This is a genomic window from Curtobacterium sp. BH-2-1-1 (assembly GCF_001806325.1).
Lineage (GTDB): Bacteria > Actinomycetota > Actinomycetes > Actinomycetales > Microbacteriaceae > Curtobacterium.
The window spans coordinates 1,384,195-1,401,799 of sequence record NZ_CP017580.1 but is presented as its reverse complement, the minus strand read 5'-3'; the positions used below and the strand labels follow the sequence as shown (position 1 = coordinate 1,401,799).

Below are 17,605 nucleotides of genomic sequence, written 5' to 3'. Positions count from 1 at the left end.
GCCGCGGCGCGAGCACCATGGGCCCATGAGCCAGCTCGACAAGCAGGACCCGCGCGACCAGTTTCCCCGTCCGCCCTTCCCGGCGCAGACGCAGCAGGGATCCGGACTGGCGAGCGCGATGGACCCGGCACCGGACCACGGCGAGACGAGCTACCTCGGCACGGGCCGCATGCCCGGCTACCGTGTGCTCGTCACCGGGGCCGATTCGGGCATCGGGCGGGCAGCGGCGATCGCGATGGCGAAGGAGGGCGCGGACGTCGCCCTGAACGCCCTGCCCGAGGAACGCGACGACCTCGAAGCCGTGCGGGACATCGTGGGCGACCTCGGGCGGAAGGCCGTGCTGCTCCCCGGCGACCTGACCGACGAGGGGTTCTGCGACACACTCGTGCGGGACGCGGTCAGCGAGCTCGGGGGGCTCGACGCGCTGGTCCTCGTCGCCGGCCACCAGAAGGTGCACGACGACGTGACGGCGCAGTCGACCGAGGACTTCGACCGCACGATGAAGGTCAACCTGTACTCGCTGTTCTGGCTGGTGCGTGCGGCCGTTCCACACATGGCGCCCGGCAGTGCGATCGTCACGACGAGCTCGGTGTCCGCCTACCAACCGCAGGACCGGATGATCGACTACGCGGCGACGAAGGCCGCCATCATCACGTACACGAACGGGTTGGCGCGGCAGCTCGCGGCGAAGGGGATCCGGGCGAACACCGTCGTCCCGGGCCCGGTGTGGACGCCGCTGCAGCCGATCAGCTACCCGGGCGACGAGATCGCCTCCTACGGGCAGGACACGCCCTTCGGCCGACCTGCACAGCCGGTCGAGCTCGGCAGCGCGTACGTGTACCTGGCCGGCCCCGAGTCGTCGTACACGTCGGGGACGACCCTCACGGTGGCGGGGGCGACCGGGGTGGCGCTGTGAGTCCGACCGCGCGCAAGACCGTGGTCCTGGTGGGGGACCGCCGCATCGCCCTGACGAACACCGACAAGGTGCTCTACCCGGAGACTGGCACCACCAAGGGACGCGTGATCGAGTACTACGAGCGGGTCGCGCCGTGGATGATCCCGCACGTGAAGGACCGCCCCGTGACCCGGAAACGCTGGGCGAACGGCGTCGACGGCAAGGTGTTCTTCGAGAAGAACCTGCCGGACTCCGCGCCCGACTGGGTCCGGCACCACACCATCCACCACGCCGAGCACGACAACGAGTACCCGATCGTCGACGACCTGCCGACCCTCGTGTGGATGGCGCAGCAGGCCGCGCTGGAGCTTCACGTGCCGCAGTGGCGGTTCGGCCCCCGCGGCGGGCAGCAGAACCCGGACCGGCTCGTCCTCGACCTCGACCCCGGCGACGGTGTCGGGCTGCCCGAGTGCGTCGAGGTCGCCCTCGCAGCACGCGAGATCCTGCACGGCATGGGGCTCGACCCGTACCCGGTCACGTCCGGGTCGAAGGGCATCCACCTCTACGCCGCGCTCGACGGCGGGGCCTCCACCGCACACGTCTCCGAGGTGGCGCACGAACTCGCGAAGGCGCTCGAGCAGGACCTGCCGGACCTCGTGCTCTCCTCGATGAGCCGGGCGGAGCGGACGGGCAAGGTGTTCGTCGACTGGTCGCAGAACAACGGCAACAAGACGACGATCGCGCCGTACTCCCTGCGCGGCCGTGACCGGCCGACGGTCGCCGCGCCGCGCACCTGGAAGGAACTCACCGAACGCGGGCTCGCGCAGCTCACCCTGGACGAGGTCCTCGAACGCCTGGAGGAACGGGGCGACCACCTGCACCCGGTCGCCTCCGCCTCGTTGGCGGTCGGACGGGACGACCACGGTCACTGGGACAGCGACCGGACCCAGCAGGCGAACGACGCGGAGCAGCCCGCGCGCGACCGGCTCGCCGCGTACCGCGCAAAGCGCGACGCGTCGAAGACCCCGGAACCCGTGCCCGAGGACGCGCCGACGGTGCGGAAGGACGGCACCCCGACGTTCGTCATCCAGGAACACCACGCCACACGCGACCACTACGACTTCCGGCTCGAGCACGACGGGGTCCTGGTCAGCTGGGCGCTGCCGAAGGGTGAACCCACCGACCCGGGGAAGAACCACCTGGCGGTGCAGACCGAGGACCACCCGCTCGAGTACGGCGCATTCGAGGGCACGATCCCGAAGGACGAGTACGGCGGCGGGACGGTCACGATCTGGGACGACGGCACGTACGAGCTCGAGAAGTGGCGCGAGGGCGAAGAGGTCATCGTCACGCTGCACGGCCGGACCGGCGGCGCTCGCCGACTGGCGCTGCTGCACACCCGCGGGCGGGGTCGTGGGCGCGACGGCGACGAGAAGAACTGGCTCATCCACCGCACGAAGGACCAGCCGGACCGCCTGGCGGACGGCGGGGACGGGGCGGGGACGAGCCGCGCCTCCCGGCCCGCACCCGCCGGCGGCGACCCGACCGCGCGCATCGACCGGACGGCCGCGTCGGACACCACTCCGGCTGACCGCCGCACGATGCAGGCGACCCTCGCGACGGGCGAGCCGACGCTGGACGAGTCGGACTGGGCGTTCGAGATGAAGTGGGACGGCATCCGCGCGCTCGCAACCGTCCGGGACGGTTCGGTGACACTCCGCAGCCGCAACGACAACGACCTGACGGTGCAGTACCCCGAGCTCCGGGAACTCGGCGACCGCGCCGGGGTGGACGGCGTGTTCGACGGCGAGATCGTGGCCCTCGACGATCGGGGGCGGCCTTCGTTCCAGCTGCTGCAGAACCGGATGGGACTGACGAAGTCGCGCGAGGTCGAGGCGGCGCGACGGGAGACACCGGTCCGGCTGTTGCTCTTCGACGTGCTCGAGGCGGACGGGCACGAGCTCACCCGCCTCGGGTACGACGCGCGTCGCCAGGCGCTCGAGACGGTGGTCGAACCGGGCGGTGCGATCGACGTCCCGCCCGCGTACCAGGGCGACCTCGCCCGGGCGATGTCGGACTCGGCGGAGCAGGGACTCGAAGGGGTCGTCGCGAAGAAGCGGACGTCGAAGTACGCCGAGGGTCGGCGATCCGAGGCGTGGCTCAAGCTGAAGCACCACGCCACGCAGGAGGTCGTGGTCGGCGGGTGGAAACCGGGGAGTGGTCGGCGTGCGGGTGGGGTCGGCTCGCTGCTCCTCGGCGTCCCGGGGCCGGACGGGCTCGAGTACATCGGGAAGGTCGGCACCGGCTTCCGCGACCGCGACCTCGACGAGATCGGCGCGACACTCGGCGCGCTCGAGCGGAAGACCTCGCCGTTCGTCGACGTCCCTCGGCCCGATGCCCGCGACGCGCACTGGGTGACGCCGAAGCGCGTGGGCGAGGTCGAGTTCGCCGAGTGGACGTCGGACGGCCGGTTGCGACAGCCCTCGTGGCGTGGGTGGCGGGTGGACAAGGACCCCGCGGACGTCGTCCGGGAATCGTGAGCATGCATCCGCATGGGGTCAGCCCGGGGCGAACTTCCGTCCCCCGTTCCATCCTCGACCGGGGGACGAATCGGGGGTCATCCCCCGGGATTCCGGTACGGGCTGTTACGTTCGCCGGGACGAAAGGGCGCGAGCATGAGCGCGAGCAAGTACCTGCCCCCGTTCACCGCGGAGGAACGAGTCACGATCGCAAGGGACCGATCGGCGCGCACACCCGTGGACCCGGGGGTCGCGGTGACGGAGTCCGAGGTGACCTACGCGGACTTCCTCGGTGACGAGGTCGACGAGTAGCACCTGGAGAACGACGCACCCGGGGCATCGACGGGTGAAGACGGCCCGTGCGCCGGATCAGGGGACGCACGGGCCGCCGTCGGGGCGCCGTGACCGGTCGTTCAGGGATGACCGGTCACGACGCGCTTCGCACCAGGCACGCACCGCGCTCCTGGTAGACCCGTACGTAAGACGTGACGACGACCGCGATCGTCACGCGAGAACCGAAGAAAATCGACGAGGAGCCGACCCTGAGCGACGCTGACGCCCTGGCGTCCCTGTCGGACGCCTCCCTCGTCGCGCGCAGCGCCGACGGCGACACGGTCGCGTTCGGGGTGCTGATCCGCCGCTACGGCCCGCACATGCGCGCCTACGCCGCTCGGATCCTCGGACACGGCGACGGCGAGGCCGAGGACGCCGTGCAGGAGGCGGCGCTCCAGGCCTGGCAGCGCATCGACCGGGTGGACGACCCCGACCGTGTGCGGAACTGGCTGTTCCGGATCGCGGCGAACAAGGCGCTCGACCGCCTCCGTCGGCGGCATCCACACCTGGACCTCGAAGCGGTGGTCGACTCGGCCGACGACCGCCCCGTCGACGAGGTCGTCAGCACGCGGCTGCAGGTCCAGGAACTCGCGCGTATCGTGCAGGCACTCCCGGACGCGCACCGTGCCGTCTGGGTGATGCAGGAGATCGGTGGGGCGTCGTACGCCGAGATCGCCGAGGCGACGGGGATGCCGCAGGCGACGGTGCGCGGGGTGCTGGCGCGGGCACGACGTCGTGTCCTCGAGCAGATGGAGGGGTGGCGATGACCGACGACGAACGGTTCGGCGCGTTCACCCTCGAGGAACTCTCCGACTACCTGGACACCGACCGCACCCCGGCGCGGCCGGACATCGACGGCGACCCCGAGGCAGCCGCCGCGTTGGTGCGGCTCGAGTCGCTGCGGACGGCCTCGCGGGACCTGCTCGACGCCGAGGCCGCGGAGGCCGCCGGGGCCGACGCCGGTTGGATCGCCAGCGTGCTCGCGTCGGTGCGGACGACGGCGCACGCGGGGCGGGACATCCCCGTCCCGGACGACGACCCCGCGTCGACGCTCGTCGTGACCGAAGGCGCACTCCGCGGACTCGTGCGGGCGCTCGGCGACGAGGTACCCGGCGTGGTCGTCCGACGGACCCGGTTCACGGGCGACGTCGGCACGGCCGGCGGATCGGTCGACGTCGAGGTGTCGATCGCCGCGAGCGCCGACGGGCCGGTGCACCTCCGCGCCGAGGCACTCCGGTCGATCATCGAGGACGCGCTCGCGGCGCACGCACCCTTCGTGGTGCGGTCGCTCGAGGTGCGGGTGGCGGACCTCATCGAGGGAGGACGACCGTGACCGACGACGTGCGCAGTGTCTCGCGCGGACTGACCGCGGTCGTGCTCGGGGTCCCCGGGGTCCGCTCGGTGCTGCCGCCGGGGCCGAACCTCGCCACGCTCGTCCGCGACGTCCGTTCGGTGCTCGACCTGCCCCGAGACGGTGGCGCGGTCCTCGTGCAGGATCGACGCGAGGGCGCCCGGATCCGCGTGGTCGTGACGACCGACCGGCGGGTCCCGACGCTCGGGCTCGTCCGGAGCGTCCGCGACGCGGTGGTCGCCGAGGGGACGGCGTTGCTGGGACGTCGACCGTCGGACGTCACCGTGCGGGTCGTCGAGATCGACTGAGCGCCGGAGACCACCGGCCGGGGGAACTCAGGGAGCGGGCGCGGGACCGTCGGCGGGCTCGGCGTCGTCGGCGACCGGGAGGTCCTCGTCGATGAGGTCGTCCTCGTCCGGTTCGACCACCTCGGCCGCAGCCGCCTTCGCCTCGTCGATGGACTCCTGGGAGCGGCGGAGCAGGTCGTCGTCGTGTGCTGGCTGGTCGGTCATGCCGATGACGCTACGCCGGAGCTCCTGAGTCGGCATCGCGGCGACGGTCGCTCGACGGGGGAGCAGCCGGCGGCTCGAAGTCCACCGCCGAGGTCGGCGCCGGGGTCGTCGGCATCGCGGGGACGGCGGGCGTCCCGAAGGCGTCGGCGGCGTCGAGCACCGCCCGTGTCGCCGCGGCAGCGGTCCGGAGGGCGTCCCCGATCGGCATCGCCCGGTGTGCTGCCGTCCGGACCTCGACACCCCACGGCTCGTCGAACCCGAGGTCGCGCACGGTGCGGACGAACCCCGGGACGTCCCAGGCGCCGGCTCCGGGCAGGTGGCGAGCTTCGCGGGCCTCCTCGGCGAGGGTCATGCCCGCCGGCGTGTGGAGCAGGCCGTCGCTCAGCTCGACCGCGGCGAGCGTCGCGGGCGCGACGCCCTCGCGGATGGAGGCGAGCGTGGACCCGCCGCGCAGTGCGTGCATCACGTCGACCAGGAGCCCGCCGTTCGGGTGACCGGCGGCGGTGACGAACCGGGACGCGCGCTCCACCGTCGGCAGGTTCGACCACGGCTCGGGCTCGAGGACGAGCTGCGCACCGACCTTCGCGGCCTGCCCGGCCAGTTCGTTCCAGTCGTCGACCATGGCGGACGGCGAGACGCCCGGCAGCGTGACGTCCGCACGCGCGACGACCTGCCAGGCGCTCAGGGTCGCGGCGGCCTCGAGCACCACACCGCGGTCGGCGTCCTGGTCGGTGGTGTGGCTCGAGCAGGTCCACCATTGTTCGAGCGGCCCCAGCTGGACCCAGACGATCCCCGCACCGTCGAGCATGCGGCGGAGGGCGGCGAACCCGATCGTCGCCCGCACCTCGTGCAGGTCACCGAGCGACAGCGAGAGTCCGGCGAAGCCGGCAGCACCGACGGCGTCGATGCGCTCGCCGATCGGTTCGGTCCCGGCCCATGTCCAGGACGTCGCGAGCAGGTCGTGTTCCTGCACGGCGGCACCTCCGTTCTCCGGACACGCCGCCCCGCCCCGTCGCGGTCGGGTGTCCCCAGTGTGGCGACACCGCGCACCCCGCAGCGGCGTCGAGACATTGCTACTCGGTGGTGCTGCGAGCCCTCCCAGGCCGCCGACACACGGGGGAAACGCGTGGGATCACACGATCACGGTCCGGACCGAGCCCACGCCGGCGATCGTGCCCTCGAGGAGGTCCCCGCGGGCGAGGACCCCGACACCGTCCGGCGTGCCGGTGAGCAGGAGGTCGCCCGGCGCGAGGGACACGAACCGCGAGAGCTCCGCGATGGTCTCGGCGACGGACCAGATCTGGTCGGCGAGGTCCCCCGACTGTCGGAGCTCGCCGCCCACCCGCAGTTCGATCGTGCCCGAGGTCGGGTCGACGTCGGCTGCGGGGACGATCGCGCCGACCGGGGCCGAGGCGTCGAAGCCCTTGGCGGTGTCCCAGGGGCGGCCGAGCCGCTTCGCCTCGGCCTGCAGGTCGCGCCGCGTGAGGTCGATCCCGACGGCGTAGCCCCAGACGTGGTCGAGGGCCGTGTCGACCGGGATGTCCGTTCCGCCGCGACCGATCGCCACGACGAGCTCGACCTCGTGCTCGAGGCGCTCGGTGACGGACGGGTACGGGGTGTCCGCGTCGTCGGTCACCACCGCGCCCGCCGGCTTCATGAAGAAGAACGGCGGCTCGCGGTCCGGGTCGTGGCCCATCTCGCGAGCGTGCGCGGCGTAGTTGCGGCCCACGCAGAACACCCGCCGGACGGGGAAGCGTCCGCCGGTGGTGGTGGGGACGGTCGGGAGGGTCGGGGCCGGGATGACGAGGTCGCTCACCCGTCCAGCGTGCCACCGGCCGCGCGGCGTTCGGTCAGCCCTCGCTGATCGAGGCCTCCCACCGGAGCTTCCGTGCTCGTGCCCGTTCCTGTCGTTCGCGCCACTCGATGCGCATCTCCTCGAGTCGTTCGAGGTCACCGGCCGCACGGACGAGCGGCCCGTAGTGCGGGTGCGCGAGGAGCTTGGGCGTGCGCCGCTCCATCCGGTCGAGCCGTGCCTTGAAGGACCGGTCATCCTCGTCGGAGATCATCGTCCTGTCGTTCCTTCCCAGATCGGCGCCGTCGCGCAGCCATCGTCTCGTGGTCGTCGAGCGCTCGTCGGACCCACTCGTCGTCATCGGTGACCCAGGGCCGGGACATGAGAGCGTCCGTCATCAGAGCCGCCGCATCCCGCTGCCGTTCGTCCTCTGAGACGGCACGTGCGACCACCCACGACCAACGCTGCCACCAGTGGTCCCGATGCCCCAAGAACTCTGTATTCCGCCGCGCCCGACGCCCCTCGACCACCGTCACCACCACGCTCGCGACCGCCACCAAGGCGCTGAGCAACGACACGCTCGCGCTCGTCCAGCCTGCATCCATGCCGACCACCCTGACGCGACAGGACCGGCCACGCGCCGAGCGTGACCGGTCCTGTGGAACGTGATCCGCGCCTCCTGGATGTGGAGGAGTGCGCGGACGCGCGTCAGTTGCCGGGCGCAGCCCCCTCGGTCTCCCCCTCGCCCGGGTCGCCACCCGTGCCCTCCGATGCCGCCTCGTCCTGCGGCCACCCCGAGAACCGCCACGCCCCGACGCTCGGGTGGTCCTCGCCCTTCGTGTACGCGTACTCGCGGGCCGCCGTGCGGGCCTCGGACAGCCGCGTGCGCAGCGCGTCGTGCGCCGACGCGTCCACTCGGGTCAGGGCGTCGTGCGCGAGCGCGAACCGGTCCATCTCGTTGCGCATGAGCATGTCGAACGGGGTCGTCGTCGTGCCCTGCTCGAGGAACCCGTGCACGTGCAGGTCGTCGTGCCCGTTCCGGCGGTAGGTGAGTTGGTGCACGAGGGACGGGTACCCGTGGAACGCGAAGACGGTCGGGGTGCCGGGCAGGAACAGTTCGTCGTAGCGCTCGTCGGGGACCGGGTGCTCGTGCTTCCGGGGGTCGCCGATGGACAGCAGGTCGACGACGTTCACGACACGGACGCCGACCTCGGGAGCGTGCTGGCGGATGATGTCCGCGGCGGCCACGGCCTCGACGGTGGGGACGTCCCCGGCACAGGCGAGCACGACGTCGACGCGACCGACGGACTCCTCGGTGCCGGCCCAGTCCCAGACCCCGAGCCCCGCGGCGACGTGCTCGACCGCGTCGGGCAGCGACAGGAAGACCGGCTCGGGGTGCTTGCCGGCGACGATCACCTCGATGCGGTCGGTCGTCTCCAGTGCGTGCGCGGCGACGGCCAGCAGGGTGTTCGCGTCGGCCGGCAGCTTGATGCGGACGAGGTCCTGCTGCTTCGACGCGACGACGTCGAGGAACCCCGGGTCCTGGTGCGAGAAGCCGTTGTGGTCCTGGCGCCAGACGTGCGACGACAGCAGGATCGACAGGTTCGAGACGGGTGCACGCCAGTCGATGTCCGTCGAGGACTCGAGCCACTTCGCGTACTGGCCGACCATGGAGTCGATGATGTGCGCGAACGCCTCGTAGGTGTTGAGGACACCGTGGCGGCCGCTCAGCACGTAGCCCTCGAGCATCCCCTCGAGCAGGTGCTCGGACAGCACTTCGGTGACCCGACCGTGTGCGCCGAGGTGCTCGTCTCCGACGCCACGCTGGGCACGCCAGACCCGCGACGTCACGTCGAAGACCGCGTCGAGCTTGTTCGACACCGTCTCGTCCGGGCCGAAGAGCCGGAAGGACGAGGGGTTCCGCTGGATGAGGGCAGCGAGCCAGGGGCCGAGCGTGCCGGTGGCGCTCGCGTCCTCGCCGACGGGGACGCCGAACTCCTCGAGCCCGGGGCGGTCGAGTGCGGTGCGGAGCCGGCCGCCGTTCGCGTGCGGGGTCGCACTCATCCGCAGGTCGCCGGTGGGCCGGATGGTTGTGAGGATGCCGATCGGCTGGCCGTCGTCGTCGAACAGCTCCTCGGGGCGGTAGGACCGCATCCACTCCTCGAGCTGCCGGCGGTGGTCGTCGTCCTCGCGGACGGCGGGCAGGGGGACCTGGTGGGCGCGGAAGGTCCCCTCGACCTGCTGGCCGTCGACGACCTTCGGGCCGGTCCAGCCCTTGGGCGTGCGGAGGATGATCATCGGCCAGCGCGGTCGGAGGTCCGCAGCACCGGCCGGCTGCCCGGCGGCCGCTCGCTGCGCCTGGGCGCGGGCCGCGGCCTGGATGTCGTCGATCGTCGCGAGTGCACGCCGGAGCGCACCGTCGAACAGGGCGTGCACGGCGAACGGGTCGTCGTCGACGCGGGCGGAGTCGACCACGATCGGCTCGTACCCGAGCCCACGGAAGTAGGCGTGCAGGTCGTCGTGCGGGATGCGTGCGAGGACCGTCGGGTTCGCGATCTTCCACCCGTTCAGGTTGAGGATCGGCAGCACGGCGCCGTCCGACACCGGGTCGAGGAACGTGTGCGCCTGCCAGGACCCGGCGAGCGGCCCGGTCTCGGCCTCACCGTCGCCGACGACGCACGCGACGACGAGGTCCGGGTTGTCGAGTGCCGCTCCGTACGCGTGCGCGAGGGAGTAGCCGAGCTCGCCGCCCTCGTTGATCGACCCCGGGGTCTCGGGCGCCGCGTGCGAGGGGATCCCACCGGGGAAGGAGAACTGCCGGAAGAACTGCCGCAGCCCGTCCGGGTCCGGCGTGATGTCCGGGTAGAGCTCGCCCCACGTGCCGTCGAGCAGCGCGTTGGCGTTCATCGCGGGACCGCCGTGACCGGGCCCGCAGATGTACAGGAGCTGCCGGTCCGTCTCGGCGATGAGCGCGTTGCAGTGCGCGTAGACGAGGTTGAGCGCCGGCGAGGTGCCCCAGTGTCCGAGCAGCCGGGGCTTCACGTCGTCCGGCGTGATCGAGCGGTCGAGCAGCGGGTTGTCGAGCAGGTAGATCTGCCCGACGGTGAGGTAGTTCGCGGCGCGCCACCAGGCGTCGATCGCGCGGATCCGGTCGGTGCTCGAGGGGGATGCGGGGGCCATGCCCCCACGGTACGGAGGCGGTCGCGGGGGAATCCCAGAAAAAGTTCCAAACCGTTCGGCAGGGGGTGCCGAATGCATGTCACAAGGGCAAACGCCCAGGGCGCTCTCCGGTCACGAACGGCCGGGCCACAGCAAGCACACAGCACGGCGCGTGCACAGGAGCACGTCGCCACCGGCCGGAGCCCCCGAGACAGCAAAGGACCCAACCCATGCGCAAGTCCCTGAAGACCTCCATCACGCTCGCCACGACGGGTGCGCTCGTGCTGGGTGGTGCCGCGTTCGGCATCACCTCGGCGCAGGCCTCGACCCCGTCGGTGCACACCGTGTCGTCGTCCTCGTCGAAGATCCCCGGCCCCGTCGCGTCGGTGCCCGAGGTCCTCGGTGGCGACACCGCCGTGAAGCTCGACTCCGGCTTCACCGACGCCCTGACCGCGCTGAAGCTGACCCCGGGTGTCTCCGGTGACGCCAAGCTCGCCGACGGGTCCGTGTCGTTCCCGATCACGTCCGGTTCGGTGACGTACTGGTCGCCGGACGGTGACTACCGTCCGTACGTGCAGGGTCTGCTGAACCACGACGACTCGGGTCTGACCCTCACCGCCGGTGAGACGACGGTCACGCTGGAGAACTTCGTCGTGAACCCGGGCTCGTCCAAGCTCTACGGTGACGTGCTGGTCAACGGCAAGGTCGCGGTGAACAACGCGTACCTGTTCTCGCTGCACGGTGGCACGCTCAAGCCGCTGCAGCTCGAGGGTGACAACGCGATCCTGACCGGCACCACGGTGCACGTCTCGGGTGACGCCGCGAAGCTGCTCAACAGCACCTTCAAGACCGACGCCGTGAAGTCCGGCCTCCTCGTCGGCACCGCCACCATCACCGCCAAGATCAAGTAACACCCCCACGCCAGGGACGACCGCAGCACCGCGCCACGAGCGCGGTGCTGCGGTCGTTCCCGTGTCCGGGGGCGGTCCAGGAGGCGCGGGTCACCTCACCGACGTCGGCGCCACCATCGCCGTGGTTGGTCCGCCTCGGCAGCGGCCCGGTCCGCGGCCGCCTGCGCCTCGGTCGCCAGTCGCTCGTGCCGACGCGCCCGCCAGCCGGCGACCTCGGTCTCGACGTCTCGGAGCGGGGTCACCACCGGCGGCCCACCGAGGAGCTGCCGGCGGGCCTCCTTCACGCGGGCGTTGAAGTCGTCGAGCACGTCACGGACGTCGGACTCGGCGGAGAGGGCGTCGAGGTGCTCGTCGAGCTCGGCGTCCTCCTTCCGCAGCGCCAGGGCGGGCGGGGCGATGCCGGTGATCTCCTCGCGCTCGATCTTCGCCTTGATCCACCAGTCGGGGTCGTGGCGTCCGTCGTTCCCCGGGAGCCGCTTGCCGTGGTACGGGTTGCCCTCGAAGACACCCCGACGCTCGGCCTCCTCGATCTGGGCCCGAGCGTGCGCCGCGACGTCGGCGGCCTTCAGGAGCCGTCGCTCCTCGCGCACCTCGTCGGGGTCGAGGGAGCCGCGTTCGATCTCGCTGTCCACGAGCTGCTGGTACCGGTAGCGGGCGGCCCGTCGCAACCGGTCCATGCGTGCATCGACGTCGTTCATGACCCCTCCATGATCACTCCCCGGAGCGCTCCTCGCCAGCGACCTCCTCGATCGTGAGCGCTGCCTGGATGAGCGCCAGGTGCGACAGCCCCTGCGGGATGTTGCCCATGAACGTGCCGTCCTCGCTGATCATCTCGCTGAACATGCCGACGTCGTTCGCCTGCTCCACCATCTCGTCCATGAGGTCGCGGGCGTCGTCGACCCGTCCGACACAGGCCATCGCGGCCGCGAGCCAGAACGAGCACGCCACGAACGGCGACTCCTCGGACTCCATGCCCGAGTACCGGTACACGAGCGGGCCGTGCTGCAGCTGCTCCTCGATCGCCCGGATGGTCGACTCCATGCGGGGACCCCGGTCGAAGGCGCTCATCGCGTGCAGCAGGATTGACGTGTCGAGCTTGTCGGAGCCCGGGTGCATCACGTAGTACCCGCGTTCCTCGTCCCACCCGTGCTCGGCGACCCACTGCTCGATGAGCTCGCGGTTCTCGATCCACTTGTCGCGCGGCCCGTCGATCATCCCGGCCTCGTGCAGCTCGGCCGCGGCGTCGAGCGCCTGCCGGCAGCCGATCTTGCTCGAGACGTAGTGCTGCGTGTCCTGGAGCTCCCACATGCCCGAGTCCGGCTCCTCCCACCGGTGGCAGGCGTCGTCGGCGAGCTCCTGCAGGACGGCCGCGGTCTTCCGGTCGAGGACGTTGCCGGCGCGGACGTACTGGCGCAGGATCTCGAAGACGTCGCCCCACACCCCGAGCTGCAGCTGGTCGCCGGCGCGGTTCCCGATGGTCACGGGGCCGATGCCGTTCCAACCGGGGACGTCGCGCTCCTCGACGCCGTCGCTCTTCGAGCCGTCGAGCTCGTAGAAGATCGGCATGTCCTCGTCGTGCTCGGCGATCGTGCGCATCACCCAGGACACCGCGGCGTGGGTCTCCTCGCGCAGCCCGAAGCGGGTCAGCGCGTGCACCGTGTACGACAGGTCGCGTACCCAGGCGAACCGGTAGTCCCAGTTCTTGCCGCCGGTGCGGTCCTCGGGCAGGCTCGTCGTCGGAGCCGCTGCGATCGCGCCGGTCGGCGAGAAGATGAGCAGCTTGAGGGCGAGGGCGCTCCGCTGCACCGGCTCGGCCCACGGCCCGTCGTACGAGAACTCCTCCGACCAGGTCGCCCAGTTGTCGATCGTCCGGTCCATCGCCTGGAGCGCGCTCTCCGGCCGGGGCATGAAGATCGGCTCGTCGTGGGTCCCGACGATGGTCAGGATGTGCTTCGAGCCCTCGGCCGTGGTGAAGCGGCCGGAGAACCGGGGGCCGTCGTCGTGCACGGGCTCGAAACCCTGCTCGACGATGGCGATCGTGATGCCGTCGATGCCGATCACGGCGCCGTTCGCGGTGTCGAGACGTCTCGGTTCGGCCGTGTTGAGCAGGGTCCCCGGCACCACCGCCCACTCCATCTCGACCGTGCCGTCGACACCCTGCACGCACCGGGCGACCTCGGCCCAGGGCAGGCGTCCCGCGACGCCGGTCACCATCGCGTCGGTCACGGTCACGGAGCCCGACCGCGTGGTCCAGGTGGTGACGAGCACGTTCGTGCCCGGCAGGTACTCGCGCGAGACCTCGGCGTCGGCGTCGACCGGCCGGAGGGCGATGTGTCCGCCGTGCTCGGCGTCGAGGATGCTCGCGAAGACCGGCGGCGAGTCCATCGAGGGGATGGGCAGCCAGTCGATCCGGCCGTCCCGTGCGACGAGCGCCACCGTCCGACCGTCGCCGATCGCGCCGTAGGACCGGAGCGGTGCGTAGCCGTCGGTGCGCTCCTCGTCGTCGATCACGTCAGGGGTGTCTCGGGTCCGCTCGGTCATGCTCCCAGCCTGCCCGCGCCCTGGGCCCGACCATCAGGCGGGCGTACCCCGCTGTGGAGGACGCCCGCCGTTCCTCCAGGCTGTGGAGGAGCCTTCAGCGGGCGCCGCCGCCCGTCGAGGCGACCAGGTGGTCGAGCAACGTCCGTCGCCACGGGACGGACGACCAGCCGTGGTCGGCGCCCTCCACCGCGGTGAACGTCGCCCCGGGGAGCACCTCGCCGTAGCGCTGCCCGTACCGGACGGGGACGATCTGGTCCGCGGTGCCGTGCAGGACCTCGGCGTGACCGGTGTAGCGGTCGATCGTCGCGTACACGTCGAGGCCGGCCGTCACCTCGTCGATGAACGCCGTGCCGAGGGCCATGCCGCCGAAGTCGAACCAGCCCTGTTCCCGTGCGCGGGCGAGCGGCTGGCCCTGGATCCGGTCGTGCCGTGCGATGTCGTCCACGACGACACCGGCCGGTGACCACAGGGTCAGCGTCGCGACGAGTTCCGGCACGCGTGCGGCCGCCATGGCGGACTCCACCGCCCCGAGGCTGTGCGCCACGACGTGCACCGGCCCGGCCGCGTCCGCCGCGAGCGCGCGGATCATCGCGACGACCTGGTCGACTTCGTCGCCGATGGTGATGTCGGCGAAGTCGCCGTCGCTCGTCCCGTGCCCGAGCCGGCTGTACGACCGGACCACGGAGCCGTGCTCGGCCAGGGTGCGCGCGGTCTGCACGAACAGCTGCTGTCCGCCGGTGTCCGTGCTGCCGAAGCCGTGCACGAGCAGGGCCGCGGAGGCGTCCCGCGAGACGGTGCCGAGCTGCCAGCCGCGGAGGGTGCGACCGCCGTGCCCGAGCGTCACCGGGGCGAACGCGCGCATCAGTTGGACCGGTCGGCGAAGCCTGCGGGCAGGTCGCCGGGCGCGGTGTCGACGACGGTCTCGTCGTCCTCGCCGACGTGCTCGAACAGGGTGATGTGCGCGAACTCGGGCACGACGTAGATCGGGTAGGTGGGCCCCTGGTCGCGGTACTCGCGCATGCGGTCGAGGTGGTCGTTCTGGAACAGCACCGTCTTGCTGCCGTCCTCCTCGACCCAGTGCGGGAAGAAGATCGTGCCGTGCAGGACCCGCTCACCGGGGACCACCGTGACGACGACGCTGGTGCCGGTCGGTTCGTTCCAGGACACCTTGTAGACGCCGGTGGTGAGCGCGACGAGGTCGACCTGCTGGTCCTTCACCCATTGTCCGCCGACCATGCCGGAGTGGATGCGGTAGTCGATCGTCGTCGCGTTCTTGACGTACATCTCGTACTGCCAGCCGTTCGCGTACGTGTAGACGAAGCGGTACCCGACGATGCCGGAGAGGTCCTGCTCGGGAACGGGGTGTTCGACGCTGGTGATGATGTCCATGGTTCGAGTTTGCTCCCGAAGTGCGTTTGTTGCAAGCGCATCTGCGGTGACTACCCTGGGAGTGTGGACAAGCGACCGGACGACCCCGACCTGCCCCGGGTCGCGCGGCGGTTGAGCGCGGAGATCGGCCCGTTCCGTCGGACACTGCTCGCCACGGCCCGCCGCTCGGTGGCCCTGCCCGTCATCCCCGACGCGCAGATCGAGGTGCTCCGGCGTCTGGGGGAGGACGGGTGGTCGAGTCCCACCGCGCTGGGCCGGTCGCTCGGGCTCGCGCGGTCGACGGTGAGCAACCTCGTCCAGGCGATGGAGCGGGACGGCCTGGTCGAGCGTCGTCTCGCGCGTGGTGACGGGCGGAGTACCGAGGTCGGGTTGACCGGCCTCGCCGAACGCCGCCTCGCGGACTACGACGCATCCGCCGAGCGGGTCCTCGTCGACGCGATGGACACGCTCTCCGAGGACGACCGGCGAGCGCTCGTGGCGGCCGTGCCGGCACTCGAGCGCCTGCGAGCACGACTCGACGAGCGCGGGGGCGCCTGACCCCTCGGCCATCAGGTCCAGCGCATCCCGGGCGTGTCGCGCTTGTGCACCTCGGGCGTGTCGCACTACTGTCGTCCTCCTGCCCATCGGCAGGACCGCCCGTCCCGGGCACCACCGGAAGGACCGCGCGTGCGCACCGTGCAGCACCACGAACAGCGAGTCGAGCTCCAGCTCGACACGCTCCTCGTGCTGCCCGAACAGCGCAACCAGCAGCAGTCCGACCGCTATCCCGCGTAGGCACGCGACGTCACCCGACGCCCCGTGCCCACCCGGCCCGGGGCGTCCTCTCCACGACGCTGCCCTCCGAACGCCACGCCTCGTGGTGCCGGACGGCAGCAGGACCTCGCCCCGGACCGTCACCGAAGACCGTCACGAAAGCGAGACGAAGCAATGGAGAAGATCACCGACCGGCTGCTGAGCTGGGCCTCGATGCTCGAGGAGAACACCGAGCAGCAGGCCCGCACGACCGCTCGCATGCCGTTCGTGTTCCCGCACCTGGCCCTCATGCCGGACGCCCACCTGGGCCTCGGCGCCACCGTCGGGTCGGTCATCCCGACCCTCGGCGCGGTGATGCCGGCAGCCGTCGGCGTGGACATCGGCTGCGGCATGATCGCGGTCCGGACCCAGTTCACCGAGGCCGACCTGCCCGACGACCTGCAGGAGCTGCGCGAGCAGATCGAGCGGGCGATCCCGCTGTCGGCCGGTGCGTCGAACCGGAAGATCGTCGCCACGGCCGAGCCCCGGATCGCGGAGCTCGAGACGATGGCCGAGGCCGCCGGGTTCGACCCCGCCGGAGCGCACGGCGGCTGGCGCAACCAGCTCGGCACGCTCGGGTCCGGCAACCACTTCATCGAGGTGTCGCTCGACGAGGCGGACCGCGTCTGGCTGTTCCTGCACTCCGGGTCGCGGGGCGTCGGCAACAAGATCGCCCAGCGGCACATCGCGGTCGCCAAGAAGGCAATGCAGCGCTGGTGGATCGAGCTGCCCGACCCCGACCTGGCGTACCTGGTCGAGGGGACCCCGGAGTTCGACCGGTACATCGCCGAGCTGCGGTGGGCGCAGCACTTCGCGCTCCTCAACCGCGAGGAGATGATGGACCGCGTCGTCCGGCAGCTGTCCGAGGCCGTCGGCACCCCGGTCGACGAGCAGGAGCGGATCAACTGCCACCACAACTTCACGCAGCGCGAGACGCACTGGGGGAAGTCGGTGTGGGTGTCCCGGAAGGGTGCGATCCAGGCGACGGCCGGCCAGCCCGGGCTGATCCCGGGGTCGATGGGCACCGCGTCGTACGTCGTCGAGGGCCTCGGCAACAAGCCGTCGCTCGAGTCGTCGCCGCACGGTGCCGGTCGGCTGTTCTCGCGGAGCGCCGCCCGGCGGACGTTCACGCACGACCAGCTGCGCGAGGCGATGGTCGGCATCGAGTACCGCGACACGGACGCGTTCCTCGACGAGATCCCGGCGGCGTACAAACCGATCGACCAGGTCATGGCCGACGCCTCGGAGCTCGTGTCGATCCGGCACACGCTGCGGCAGGTCGTCAACGTGAAGGGCGACTGACGTCGCCGCCACGCCGGGTCGGGAGGCGCGGTGCGGGCCCGCACCGCGCCTCCCGTCTGCCAGACGGCCGGGTGTCACCGCCCGTGCCGGACACGGCCCGTTCCGTCGG

The 17,605-nt window shown here is 71.6% G+C and carries 18 protein-coding genes; 9 read left to right on the top strand and 9 right to left on the bottom strand.

Annotated features, from left to right (window positions below):
* Positions 1 to 25 precede the first annotated feature (25 nt).
* The 6 genes from BJK06_RS06470 (at position 26) to BJK06_RS06450 (ending at position 5,406) form a co-directional block, all read left to right on the top strand.
* Positions 26 to 916 (top strand): SDR family oxidoreductase, encoded by an 891-nt coding sequence (locus BJK06_RS06470; protein ID WP_070417189.1) that lies wholly within the window; start codon positions 26 to 28, stop codon positions 914 to 916.
* Positions 913 to 3,435: an ATP-dependent DNA ligase gene (locus tag BJK06_RS06465; RefSeq protein WP_070417188.1), complete on the top strand. Its 2,523-nt coding sequence runs from the start codon at positions 913 to 915 to the stop codon at positions 3,433 to 3,435. Before BJK06_RS06470 ends, BJK06_RS06465 begins: the two co-directional genes overlap by 4 nt.
* Positions 3,436 to 3,570: 135 nt before the next feature.
* A complete protein-coding gene (locus BJK06_RS18510) occupies positions 3,571 to 3,726 on the top strand; it encodes a hypothetical protein (protein ID WP_156794790.1) in 156 nt (51 codons plus the stop codon).
* 173 nt (positions 3,727 to 3,899) lie between these two features.
* Complete coding sequence (locus BJK06_RS06460) at positions 3,900 to 4,514, top strand: RNA polymerase sigma factor (protein WP_258027727.1); 615 nt, start codon at positions 3,900 to 3,902, stop codon at positions 4,512 to 4,514.
* On the top strand, positions 4,511 to 5,080 hold the full coding sequence (locus BJK06_RS06455; RefSeq protein WP_070419284.1) for a hypothetical protein: 570 nt from the start codon (positions 4,511 to 4,513) through the stop codon (positions 5,078 to 5,080). The genes BJK06_RS06460 and BJK06_RS06455 overlap by 4 nt, the downstream gene beginning before the upstream one ends.
* Positions 5,077 to 5,406: a hypothetical protein gene (locus tag BJK06_RS06450; protein ID WP_070417187.1), complete on the top strand. Its 330-nt coding sequence runs from the start codon at positions 5,077 to 5,079 to the stop codon at positions 5,404 to 5,406. Before BJK06_RS06455 ends, BJK06_RS06450 begins: the two co-directional genes overlap by 4 nt.
* 27 nt (positions 5,407 to 5,433) lie before the next feature.
* On the opposite strand, the gene BJK06_RS18505 is transcribed toward BJK06_RS06450, so the two are convergent.
* The 5 genes from BJK06_RS18505 to BJK06_RS06430 form a co-directional block, all read right to left on the bottom strand.
* Positions 5,434 to 5,610 (bottom strand): hypothetical protein, encoded by a 177-nt coding sequence (locus BJK06_RS18505; RefSeq protein WP_156794789.1) that lies wholly within the window; start codon positions 5,608 to 5,610, stop codon positions 5,434 to 5,436.
* Between the two features lie 10 nt (positions 5,611 to 5,620).
* Positions 5,621 to 6,583, bottom strand: coding sequence for a sugar phosphate isomerase/epimerase (locus tag BJK06_RS06445; RefSeq protein ID WP_070417186.1), 963 nt, complete (start codon positions 6,581 to 6,583; stop codon positions 5,621 to 5,623).
* Positions 6,584 to 6,742: 159 nt separating this feature from the next.
* Positions 6,743 to 7,426: a fumarylacetoacetate hydrolase family protein gene (locus BJK06_RS06440; protein ID WP_070417185.1), complete on the bottom strand. Its 684-nt coding sequence runs from the start codon at positions 7,424 to 7,426 to the stop codon at positions 6,743 to 6,745.
* 34 nt (positions 7,427 to 7,460) lie between these two features.
* Positions 7,461 to 7,676, bottom strand: coding sequence for a hypothetical protein (locus BJK06_RS06435; RefSeq protein WP_070417184.1), 216 nt, complete (start codon positions 7,674 to 7,676; stop codon positions 7,461 to 7,463).
* A gap of 434 nt (positions 7,677 to 8,110) precedes the next feature.
* Entirely contained in the window at positions 8,111 to 10,582 is a 2,472-nt protein-coding gene (locus tag BJK06_RS06430) for a phosphoketolase (RefSeq protein ID WP_070417183.1), read from the bottom strand.
* Between the two features lie 209 nt (positions 10,583 to 10,791).
* Here BJK06_RS06430 and BJK06_RS06425 point away from each other — a divergent pair, with 209 nt between their 5' ends.
* On the top strand, positions 10,792 to 11,472 hold the full coding sequence (locus BJK06_RS06425; protein ID WP_070417182.1) for a hypothetical protein: 681 nt from the start codon (positions 10,792 to 10,794) through the stop codon (positions 11,470 to 11,472).
* Between the two features lie 95 nt (positions 11,473 to 11,567).
* On the opposite strand, the gene BJK06_RS06420 is transcribed toward BJK06_RS06425, so the two are convergent.
* The 4 genes from BJK06_RS06420 to BJK06_RS06405 all read right to left on the bottom strand — a co-directional run bounded on the left by BJK06_RS06420 (position 11,568) and on the right by BJK06_RS06405 (position 15,402).
* Positions 11,568 to 12,170, bottom strand: a complete 603-nt coding sequence (locus BJK06_RS06420) for a DUF1992 domain-containing protein (protein ID WP_070417181.1) — start codon at positions 12,168 to 12,170, stop codon at positions 11,568 to 11,570.
* A 13-nt stretch (positions 12,171 to 12,183) separates the two neighbouring features.
* Positions 12,184 to 14,013 (bottom strand): glycoside hydrolase family 15 protein, encoded by a 1,830-nt coding sequence (locus tag BJK06_RS06415; RefSeq protein WP_070417180.1) that lies wholly within the window; start codon positions 14,011 to 14,013, stop codon positions 12,184 to 12,186.
* Between the two features lie 94 nt (positions 14,014 to 14,107).
* Positions 14,108 to 14,875, bottom strand: coding sequence for an alpha/beta fold hydrolase (locus tag BJK06_RS06410; protein WP_070417179.1), 768 nt, complete (start codon positions 14,873 to 14,875; stop codon positions 14,108 to 14,110).
* Positions 14,875 to 15,402, bottom strand: a complete 528-nt coding sequence (locus tag BJK06_RS06405; protein WP_070417178.1) for a phenolic acid decarboxylase — start codon at positions 15,400 to 15,402, stop codon at positions 14,875 to 14,877. The genes BJK06_RS06410 and BJK06_RS06405 overlap by 1 nt, the downstream gene beginning before the upstream one ends.
* Before the next feature lie 63 nt (positions 15,403 to 15,465).
* Here BJK06_RS06405 and BJK06_RS06400 point away from each other — a divergent pair, with 63 nt between their 5' ends.
* Together BJK06_RS06400 and BJK06_RS06395 are read left to right on the top strand one after the other, a co-directional pair.
* Positions 15,466 to 15,939 (top strand): MarR family winged helix-turn-helix transcriptional regulator, encoded by a 474-nt coding sequence (locus tag BJK06_RS06400; RefSeq protein WP_083295107.1) that lies wholly within the window; start codon positions 15,466 to 15,468, stop codon positions 15,937 to 15,939.
* A 390-nt stretch (positions 15,940 to 16,329) separates the two neighbouring features.
* On the top strand, positions 16,330 to 17,496 hold the full coding sequence (locus BJK06_RS06395) for an RtcB family protein (RefSeq protein ID WP_070417177.1): 1,167 nt from the start codon (positions 16,330 to 16,332) through the stop codon (positions 17,494 to 17,496).
* Positions 17,497 to 17,605: the final 109 nt, after the last annotated feature.

What these genes read in the sequence shown, in the direction of transcription:
- BJK06_RS06470 (WP_070417189.1), top strand. Translation starts at nt 26, where the DNA reads ATGAGCCAGCTCGACAAGCAGGACCCGCGCGACCAGTTTCCCCGTCCG.
- BJK06_RS18510 (WP_156794790.1), top strand. Translation starts at nt 3,571, where the DNA reads ATGAGCGCGAGCAAGTACCTGCCCCCGTTCACCGCGGAGGAACGAGTC.
- BJK06_RS06455 (WP_070419284.1), top strand. Translation starts at nt 4,511, where the DNA reads ATGACCGACGACGAACGGTTCGGCGCGTTCACCCTCGAGGAACTCTCC.
- BJK06_RS18505 (WP_156794789.1), bottom strand. Translation starts at nt 5,610, where the DNA reads ATGACCGACCAGCCAGCACACGACGACGACCTGCTCCGCCGCTCCCAG.
- BJK06_RS06435 (WP_070417184.1), bottom strand. Translation starts at nt 7,676, where the DNA reads ATGATCTCCGACGAGGATGACCGGTCCTTCAAGGCACGGCTCGACCGG.
- BJK06_RS06430 (WP_070417183.1), bottom strand. Translation starts at nt 10,582, where the DNA reads ATGGCCCCCGCATCCCCCTCGAGCACCGACCGGATCCGCGCGATCGAC.
- BJK06_RS06425 (WP_070417182.1), top strand. Translation starts at nt 10,792, where the DNA reads ATGCGCAAGTCCCTGAAGACCTCCATCACGCTCGCCACGACGGGTGCG.
- BJK06_RS06420 (WP_070417181.1), bottom strand. Translation starts at nt 12,170, where the DNA reads ATGAACGACGTCGATGCACGCATGGACCGGTTGCGACGGGCCGCCCGC.
- BJK06_RS06415 (WP_070417180.1), bottom strand. Translation starts at nt 14,013, where the DNA reads ATGACCGAGCGGACCCGAGACACCCCTGACGTGATCGACGACGAGGAG.
- BJK06_RS06410 (WP_070417179.1), bottom strand. Translation starts at nt 14,875, where the DNA reads ATGCGCGCGTTCGCCCCGGTGACGCTCGGGCACGGCGGTCGCACCCTC.
- BJK06_RS06405 (WP_070417178.1), bottom strand. Translation starts at nt 15,402, where the DNA reads ATGGACATCATCACCAGCGTCGAACACCCCGTTCCCGAGCAGGACCTC.
- BJK06_RS06395 (WP_070417177.1), top strand. Translation starts at nt 16,330, where the DNA reads ATGGAGAAGATCACCGACCGGCTGCTGAGCTGGGCCTCGATGCTCGAG.